The sequence below is a fragment of the Granulicella aggregans genome (assembly GCF_014203275.1).
Lineage (GTDB): Bacteria > Acidobacteriota > Terriglobia > Terriglobales > Acidobacteriaceae > Edaphobacter.
Genome location: NZ_JACHIP010000056.1, coordinates 1 through 7698 on the forward strand (window position 1 = coordinate 1; position 7698 = coordinate 7698).

Sequence of the window (7698 nt, forward strand, 5' to 3'; positions counted from 1 at the left end):
CGCAGAGCCCATGGCAGCGCGGCACCAACGAAAACACCAACGGACTTCTAAGACAGTACTTCCCAAGAAAAACCGACTTATCCGGCTACTCTCAAACCGACCTCAACAAGGTAGCTCTGCGCCTCAATCAACGCCCGCGAAAGACGTTGGATTTTGAAACTCCGGCTAGTAAACTCCATGCCAGTGTTGCATCGACCGGTTGAGACCGCCGGGGTTAGCGGAAACTTCGTCCCAAGCGTTTTCCGGAACGAGCCTAAGGCCTTTGTTCATTCTTTCTACGGACGTAGAAGAAACGTAACAGAGGGCCAAAGCGATGGCAAAACGCAGGTTTGTGAGCTACCTGAGGGTCTCAACGGTACGGCAGGGCGCAAGCGGGCTGGGGCTCGAAGCGCAGCGCGCCGCCGTCGCCGGATTCCTGAACGGGGGAGACTGGACCCTAGTGCAGGAGGTCTTGGAGATTGAAAGCGGCAAGCTTAATGACCGGCCCGCGCTCGCGACCGCCCTCAAGCTCTGCCGCAAGCATCGGGCTACCCTAGTGATCGCCAAGCTGGATCGCCTCGCCCGCAACGTCGCCTTTATCTCGAACCTCATGGAATCCGGCGTAGAGTTCGTGGCCGTCGATATGCCCCAGGCGAATCGGTTCGTGGTCCACATCTTGGCCGCCGTCGCAGAGCAAGAGGCCGAAGCAATCTCGAAGAGAACCAAGGCAGCCCTAGCAGCCGCAAAAGCGCGCGGAACGAAGCTTGGCGGTCGGCGCGTCTCGGCTGAGCGGTTTGCGGAGATCGGCGCGGCGGCGCGGCAAATGCGTAGCCAGAAAGCGAGCCAGAACCGCACGGAACTCCTTCCGACGATCACAGCCATACAAGCTACTGGCGCGAACTCGCTCCGTGCGATTGCGGCGGAACTCAATGCTCGCGAAATCCCCACGCCTCGAAGACTTGGGGAATGGTCTGCCGTGCAGGTCAAAAGAATGATGGAACGATCTACGGTTTTGGTATAACTGTTATACGTATGCGTTTCGACTTCGACCCCGAGAAAAGCAAGCGGCTCAAAGCGAATCCCGAGCGGGGCATTGGCTTTGAGGAAGCGAAGGCGCTCTTTGAATCGGAATACATCACTGACAGACGTTCCGATGATCCCGAGCAGTTTCGCGCCATAGGGTGGGTCAGTGGAACGCTGTACAGCGTGATCTACGAGGTTCGGGAGGATGCCGATGGAGAGTTGTATCACCTTGTGACTTTGTGGAAGGCGACAAAAGAGGAAAGGAGAGCGTATGCCGAAAACATCGAGTAAACCGATCGACGCCGAGGAGATTGCCCAGATGGCGGATCAAGGGCAAGACATCTCAGCGCACTTCACAAATGAATTCACCGTGAAGAGGCTAGTCCAGCGGGTGAACGTTGATTTCACCTCGCCGATGCTCAAGGAGTTGGACTGTGAGGCCGAGACGCTGAACGTCAGTCGGCAGGCCATCATCAAGACCATGCTTCGTGAGGCTCTCGACCGACGCTATCTTGCGAAGCAGGCGCGTCAGGCGCGTCAGGCTCGTTAGCTCGCTAGCTGGAAGCCAATGGGAGCATACTGAGTGCAGGAGGCACGCCATGACACATTAGCTCGCTAAAGGAGAGAGCACATGTGTCGCGTTCTTACCGCAAACCCTATACGGCCGTTACGGGGACCAAGAGTGCTCACGCAGACAAGAAAGTTGCTGCGCGTGGCCTGCGTCGTCGTCAGAATCAATGGCTTTACACCCTACAAGACCTGGAGGAAGGGTTGATCCCTCACCGCCTGGAGTGCGCCTTCAACAACACCTATGACTGGGGACGAGATGGGCGTCAGCACCTGGTATTTCCAGACTGCCAAGACGCAGATCGCTCCGACTTCATGTACCGCTACTGGCTAAAACTCCACCGGAAATAGCACCGCATCGTCCCGTTCGGGATCGTGCGTCTAGCGCCTCAGGTTTTGGCTTGGGGCGCTATCGCGCGTTTCTGGCTGAAGCGTCCATTTCAGGAGTAACAAGATGACCCGTCACAGCCTGGAGGGGAGAGATCTAAAGGGCGACTCAACTATCGGTGTATCCTGCTCGGAAGATTCGATTCGCCGGAGGATCAGATGCCACGTCTTCCTGTACTTTTCGCTGCGACTGCGGTGATTGTTCTCGTCGCGGGTTTGATCGGCTCGCGGTTTGGTTTCTCGACCGGCATGACACTCACGCTGCCGAGGAACACCTACCTCATTCCGTACCATCTTCTGCGCTTCGGCGCAGCCTCTTGCCTCTGCTTGTTTGCCTTTCTGTACTCCATCTGGATGGTTCCTTGGAGCGCCTCTGCGGCTTGGTGGCACTTTGGGCTCAGTGTCGCCCTCCTCGCGTTGTTCTGCGGGGCTACGGTTGCAATGGAGAGTTCCAAGCCGCCATACGGGTCTTCTCCTGCGGCAATGACATTGCTTCTCGCGTTTACCGTCTCGCCTTTGCTCTTTGCGTTCGTCCAGGGATTGTTTGTCCTCGACGGGTTCAGGCGGTGCTTGTCCCTGATTCGCAGATGAAAGAAGCTCCCGCAGGATTTCGTTATCGGCAACGCCGAGGATCCCGCCAAGTCGACCTATATTCATCTGAAACGGTGGTTTCAGACAGTACAAAGGGTGGGCCGACCAGGAGATATCACCAAGCTGCTGCCGCAACCTAGGCTACTAAGGACAAGCACGTAGCTTTTTGGAGCTAATCAGAATGAGCGTCGTTGAATTGCTACGGCAGTCACGAAAACAGGCTGAGAGTGCAGCGCCTTTAGTACGGGCAGCGGCAAAACTGCGTATCGCACGGGTCGAAGCCGTTGCCGATCGCGCTAAGGGACGGATCACGCTGGAAATGGCGCTGGAAGAGATCGGCACATTGCCAGAGCCAGAACGCTCAGTTTTGTTTGATCACGCCCGGGTGTTTGCAGCAGCGGTTGAGCCTTCATTATTGCCTGGCATACCAGAGGAATCGAGAGCTCCCCAAGGACATACCGGATGGATGCTGGGGAAAACGATGTTGGAGCATGGGCATGCTGAAGCCGCACTTCAGTTTGTCCTGCAGGATGGGCCTGCAGAATCCTTTCCCTTTCTCTTCGCAATGAACATACTTCACGACTGCGAGGATCAGACGCAACGTTTGGCAGTGATGCGGAAGGCTGTCAAAGCATGGCACGAGACAAAAGAACGCGAGTTCCTTAAGCTTTTCGGAAGGTACTGGACGGTGGTGCCTGCTATAGAAGCTTTGTCTATTCTGCACTCCGTTGTTGAATCTACCCTGAACGATTCGGAATGGCCGATGCAGGGCTCTTTCGACAATGGGTTGCTGTTATTTACGTCGGGTCGGGAGTTCATGCTCTTTGAGATCCTCCATATCTTGCGACGCCTGGACCCTACACTTGCGGCAGAGCTGATTGCGACGCATGAGCAGTTGGCGGCGGGTGCGCGACGTTATCCCAATGGATGGGATTCGATTCAGCAGGAAGCAGAAGAAGAGCAGAAGCGCCGCAAGCTTGAAGGGGGTCCGACCTGCGGCGGTCGTGCTTATATCGGCTCCGGCGCTTCACAGGATATCGCCTTCCAGTTCGCATTGCAGGACGGCGACTTTGACCGCGCTATGGAGCTTGCCCAGGAGCTATATCGGGAGGATACCGATATAGAAGCACCAAACTTTGCTCCCAAAGTGCTGTGGCCTTCGGCGGCAAGATTCCGCAGCGTTCTCTACCATGCTGGTAGACGGAGGGGACTTGAAAAGCGGGATTTGCTGGCGCGAGTTCCCGATGAAGACCTGCAATTGCTGGCTCGTATTGAGTTCGCAGCTGCGGTGGCCGGACTGACGGAGATGCCTAATTCCTCTCGGCGTCAGACTAAGGTGCAACATGGTCGACTTCGGGGCAAGGTGCGGCGTTTACCTGAGGCGGACGGCCCAGCCATGATCGTTGATGGGGCACCTGTGCGGTGTCCGGAGTGTCAATGGCGTCCTAAAACAGGCAACGTGTGGGGTTGCCGCTGCGGAAATGTCTGGAACACATTCACCTCGCGCGGACGGTGCCCCGCTTGTTCGTATCAGTGGCCTGTGACGCAGTGCATGCAATGCGGGAAGGTGTCCCCCCATGAAGACTGGTATGGAGAAAAAGAGGCTTAGCCCCCATCGGCGCTTTCTTCTTTCTCCAGCACCGAGCTGCGGTTTGGAGGAGAGGTCTCTATGCTCGTTCCAAGCTATGGCTGCTCTGCGTTACCCACGACAACTCCGGTTGTCAGGGGTTACGCAGTCTTCGAACGCGCCGAGGATGCTATCGGGGCGCGTAAGATAACCGCATGAAATTCATGCGCGTTCTGCTAGTTCTAGGCTTGTTCGCCAACTCAGCGCCAGGGCAAACGAGTAAACCCGATACCCAGACTCAGCTACAGATACTTGACGAATTGCGGGCGATTCATCGTGATTTGCGTGCAAGCACAACCCTCCAATTGCTGCTGGTCGAACTTCAGGTAACGCAGACAACGCTTGACCGTGCCATTCAGAAAAGAGACACGTTGAAAACACAGCTCACTCAAGTTCAGGTCGATAAGGCATCTGCTCAGGCAGAGGTGGCCAGATTTGAAGGCGGAATGGAAAAGGTCGAGAACCCGGAGCAGCAGTTTATCGACAGACTGGTGGAGCTCAAAGCTGTACTGGGGAAAGTCACAGCACAAGAGGTGGCCACATCAGAGCAACTACAAGATGTTGAAGGTCGATTGAGAACAGCCGAAGCAGAGCGAGAAAACGTCCAAGCCCAGCTCAGCGACTTGGTAAAAAAGCTAGGTGCTGTCAATTAGCTATCCTGCCGGGTTATTGAAAATCGTTTTGGTGCTTCTCGGCCCGTCGCCGTACATCTGATAAAGTACGTTATCATGCATCAAGCTGGACTGTTTTTAGTCAATTTGAGAAAGTTTAGTCCGTGAAAAGCGGCACGGCGATAGCCACCGGACCAGGCTTCTCAAAGCACAGGATCGTCTGTTCATGGCCACTCGGGTGCTGTTCTCGCCAGAGCTCCAGGAGCAAAGGCGGCATAGGTCGGCGCATGACCTGAGTTCGGCTTACGATAGCGTGACAAGCGTGGCAAAGTGAGATCATCAGAGCCATCTTCGAAACGCCTGGTATCCGGTGATGCACTACGATCGAGCGTTTCCCGCGTCCGGACGCTCCGCAGACCCGGCAACAATAGCCGTCTCGTGCGAGTACCTGCTCCCGGAGACCGCCAAAATACTCCTCGTCTTGCCGCTTGAGCGTGTAGCAGGTGGCGCACATGCCCAGTGCGAGAACTTTGCCCCGTCCGCAACGGCAATGGAGTGCCCGCTGAACGCCTGTCCGGATCTTCTTCACTTCCCTCTGCCCTTCCCTTTGAGGAAGAGCATCTCGCTTCCCCGAACGACTCCAGGTCGCACAGTCTCCACAAACCCAAGCTCGACAAGCCGTGCCAACGGAGCCGCGAAGCCGCCTGACTTCGCATTGCTGTACCCGGCTTGTCCGGCCAGCTCTACGCGGGTGAGGTTCTCCGGGAATGCAGCAATGAGGAGTGTGAGCATCTTCCGTTCTCCTTCCCCAAGCAGATGGAAGATCCGAGCCTGCAATTCGTTTGTGGTCGCGGGACGGGTCGGCATGTTTGCAACCGATCGGCCGGCAGCAGTCAGCGTAGCCTTGCCGCCGCTCGAACCCGCCAGTCCTTTGCGGATCAGCGCCGCGACGGGCGCGGCGAACCCTCCACTCTTAGGGTTTGAATACCCGGCGAATGCGGCCAGTTGAGTCTTCGAGGGATCGATGACGCCGACGGCCTCAAGGCTTGCCAGGGCATCAAGTATCTTTTGCTCTGAAGTCGAGACGGGGTTTTCCGCATCGGATGCATGGTCAGCCGCAGATGCTTCCGTGATCGTTCGAGGAACCACCACAGGGCGGGGCGGAAACTTCAAGGGAAGCTCCTGCGGAACACGCATCTCCGAAACCGATGCCGGCTCCCCTTCTCCGTGGTGTTCGAGCTTGGCAATCAACGCGTGAAGCTCTTGAAGGACTTCCTTTCTGATTTCATCGGCTTCATGGAGTTTGATCCGGTACCCGGCGGCGGCCTCAGCCGCGGGCCTTAGCTTGCCAATCTCCGCCTGAAGCTTTGCGAGTTCGATACCGCTATCCGGTAAAACGCGATTCCCTTCCCTCTCCAGATCGGCGATTCGTTGGCGTAAGAATTCTGGAGAGTTCTCCTGAGCATGTCGCGCCGAATCCGCGATCTCGCGGCCCAGTTGCTCGATGTCGATCGGAGCCAATACCCTCGGCACCTGCTGTCTCTCTCCCGGTTTGGGTGTCGCGCCGGAGTTGAACGTCTCCCGCTCGCGCACTTCCACGCGTTGGCCGATGCCGAGCGAGGCTGAGCAGAAGAAGGCACTTCCCACCGGGAGACTTGGTAGCGCAATCTCCACCTCCCCTGCAAATTCAATAGAGACCTCGCTCTTGATCCAATCTGTCGCGGCTTTGATGTCGAGGGGATGGCTCATTCTCAGGACGGTGAGGATATCGACCTGGCTTAGAACCTTCTTGTTGATGTCGGCTGGCCGCTGCGTAATCATGGTGACCCCGACGCCTCGCACGCCGCCCTGTTTGACCAAGCGGCTCACGGTGCCCAGGCAGACTTTCTGGCCCCGGTTTTCTGTCAATTGCGGAGCGAACGTATCGGCCTCGTCGATGAAAAGGTGAAGCGCTGTCCGATTGATCCGAAGTAGTTCACTCGCAAAATCAGAGGTAAATCGGATCTGGTCTTCCGTCACCATAAGACCAACATCGAAGATCGCCGAGAAGCCGTGCTCGACGAGTGCCGTAGCCAGCATTCGACCGGCATGCGGTTCGAGCGGAGCATCGGCGTGATCCCCGCCGAAGACAACGACCGGATATCCCGGCCCATCGCCTGCAGCCGAGGATCGTAAGCCCCACCAGGCACCCGTCGGGTCGATCGTAGCAATCTGCTGTTTGTGTCGAAGCAGCTCCTCAGCTTGAACTGACGCCGTATAGCTTTTGCCGCTTCGCTTGCGGGCCAGAATCGCCTGCGTTGACGTGACCAGTTCGATCGGAAGCGTGAAGCCGTCTTTCCCAATCTGCAGTCGCGTCAATTCCTTGCCCCCTTAAATATCGAAACTTTGTAGAGCCCACTGCAACCCTAATCTTAAGGGACGGATCAGTTGAGTACGCGCTGAACCTGAATAGCTGCCCACTGGCCGCCCCTTAGGTCTGACCGGAGAGCCATCATTCATGAGGTCCTCACCAAATGGTGCCGTCTTCAACGTTACGCTGCCTGTCCTTCCAGCAGCTCAATGTTTCAGGAGGTGTAGGTCATCTTGTTACCCTGACGCGGACACTTCAGCCGGTTACGGTTAGCCAGGCGGTAGCATCATAAGGATGCCCGCCCAGACTATCGCCGAGTTCTTTGCCACTCCCATACCGGCAAAACTTTGGCCCTATACGTCGGTTGACGCGCGCGAAAGTATTCTCTTCACGCAAAAGATCTGGGCGACAGAAGCTCATAGAAGACGAATCGACCTGTCTCTAACTAGAAGCGGTCTCATAAACGTCTGAGCAGCATATGGACGCAAGCGAGTTGGACGAAGCCGAGGAAGTTTTCGATGTGGAACTCCCAACGCGTGACGAGCCTGCGGAAGTTGTGCATC

Annotated in this window: 9 protein-coding genes; 8 read left to right on the forward strand and 1 reads right to left on the reverse strand. The window is 56.6% G+C overall.

From position 1 onward, the window contains the following. From HDF16_RS29770 to HDF16_RS29805, 8 genes are all read left to right on the forward strand, one after another. The coding region (locus HDF16_RS29770; protein WP_184224530.1) for an IS30 family transposase at positions 1–203 on the forward strand (203 nt) is incomplete at its 5' end. A gap of 110 nt (positions 204–313) precedes the next feature. Then, positions 314–1000, forward strand: coding sequence for a recombinase family protein (locus tag HDF16_RS29775; protein WP_184224532.1), 687 nt, complete (start codon positions 314–316; stop codon positions 998–1000). Positions 1001–1011: 11 nt separating this feature from the next. Continuing rightward, positions 1012–1293 carry a BrnT family toxin gene (locus HDF16_RS29780; protein WP_184224534.1) on the forward strand — a complete coding sequence of 94 codons (282 nt, stop codon included), beginning with the start codon at positions 1012–1014 and terminating at the stop codon, positions 1291–1293. Further along, a complete protein-coding gene (brnA, locus tag HDF16_RS29785; RefSeq protein ID WP_184224536.1) occupies positions 1274–1552 on the forward strand; it encodes a type II toxin-antitoxin system BrnA family antitoxin in 279 nt (92 codons plus the stop codon). The genes HDF16_RS29780 and brnA overlap by 20 nt, the downstream gene beginning before the upstream one ends. A gap of 83 nt (positions 1553–1635) precedes the next feature. Continuing rightward, positions 1636–1920: a hypothetical protein gene (locus HDF16_RS29790; protein WP_184224538.1), complete on the forward strand. Its 285-nt coding sequence runs from the start codon at positions 1636–1638 to the stop codon at positions 1918–1920. A 195-nt stretch (positions 1921–2115) separates the two neighbouring features. Then, positions 2116–2547 carry a hypothetical protein gene (locus HDF16_RS29795; protein WP_184224540.1) on the forward strand — a complete coding sequence of 144 codons (432 nt, stop codon included), beginning with the start codon at positions 2116–2118 and terminating at the stop codon, positions 2545–2547. A 181-nt stretch (positions 2548–2728) separates the two neighbouring features. Next, positions 2729–4156: a hypothetical protein gene (locus HDF16_RS29800; protein ID WP_184224542.1), complete on the forward strand. Its 1428-nt coding sequence runs from the start codon at positions 2729–2731 to the stop codon at positions 4154–4156. Positions 4157–4329: 173 nt separating this feature from the next. Next, positions 4330–4827: a hypothetical protein gene (locus HDF16_RS29805; RefSeq protein ID WP_184224544.1), complete on the forward strand. Its 498-nt coding sequence runs from the start codon at positions 4330–4332 to the stop codon at positions 4825–4827. A gap of 543 nt (positions 4828–5370) precedes the next feature. Here the strand turns inward: HDF16_RS29805 and HDF16_RS29810 are convergent. Then, complete coding sequence (locus HDF16_RS29810; RefSeq protein ID WP_184224546.1) at positions 5371–7143, reverse strand: DUF853 family protein; 1773 nt, start codon at positions 7141–7143, stop codon at positions 5371–5373. Between the last annotated feature and the right edge of the window lie 555 nt (positions 7144–7698).

Coding starts and splice junctions, on each gene's coding strand:
- HDF16_RS29775 (WP_184224532.1), top strand. CDS start 314: ATGGCAAAACGCAGGTTTGTGAGCTACCTGAGGGTCTCAACGGTACGG.
- HDF16_RS29780 (WP_184224534.1), top strand. CDS start 1,012: ATGCGTTTCGACTTCGACCCCGAGAAAAGCAAGCGGCTCAAAGCGAAT.
- brnA (WP_184224536.1), top strand. CDS start 1,274: ATGCCGAAAACATCGAGTAAACCGATCGACGCCGAGGAGATTGCCCAG.
- HDF16_RS29795 (WP_184224540.1), top strand. CDS start 2,116: ATGCCACGTCTTCCTGTACTTTTCGCTGCGACTGCGGTGATTGTTCTC.
- HDF16_RS29800 (WP_184224542.1), top strand. CDS start 2,729: ATGAGCGTCGTTGAATTGCTACGGCAGTCACGAAAACAGGCTGAGAGT.
- HDF16_RS29805 (WP_184224544.1), top strand. CDS start 4,330: ATGAAATTCATGCGCGTTCTGCTAGTTCTAGGCTTGTTCGCCAACTCA.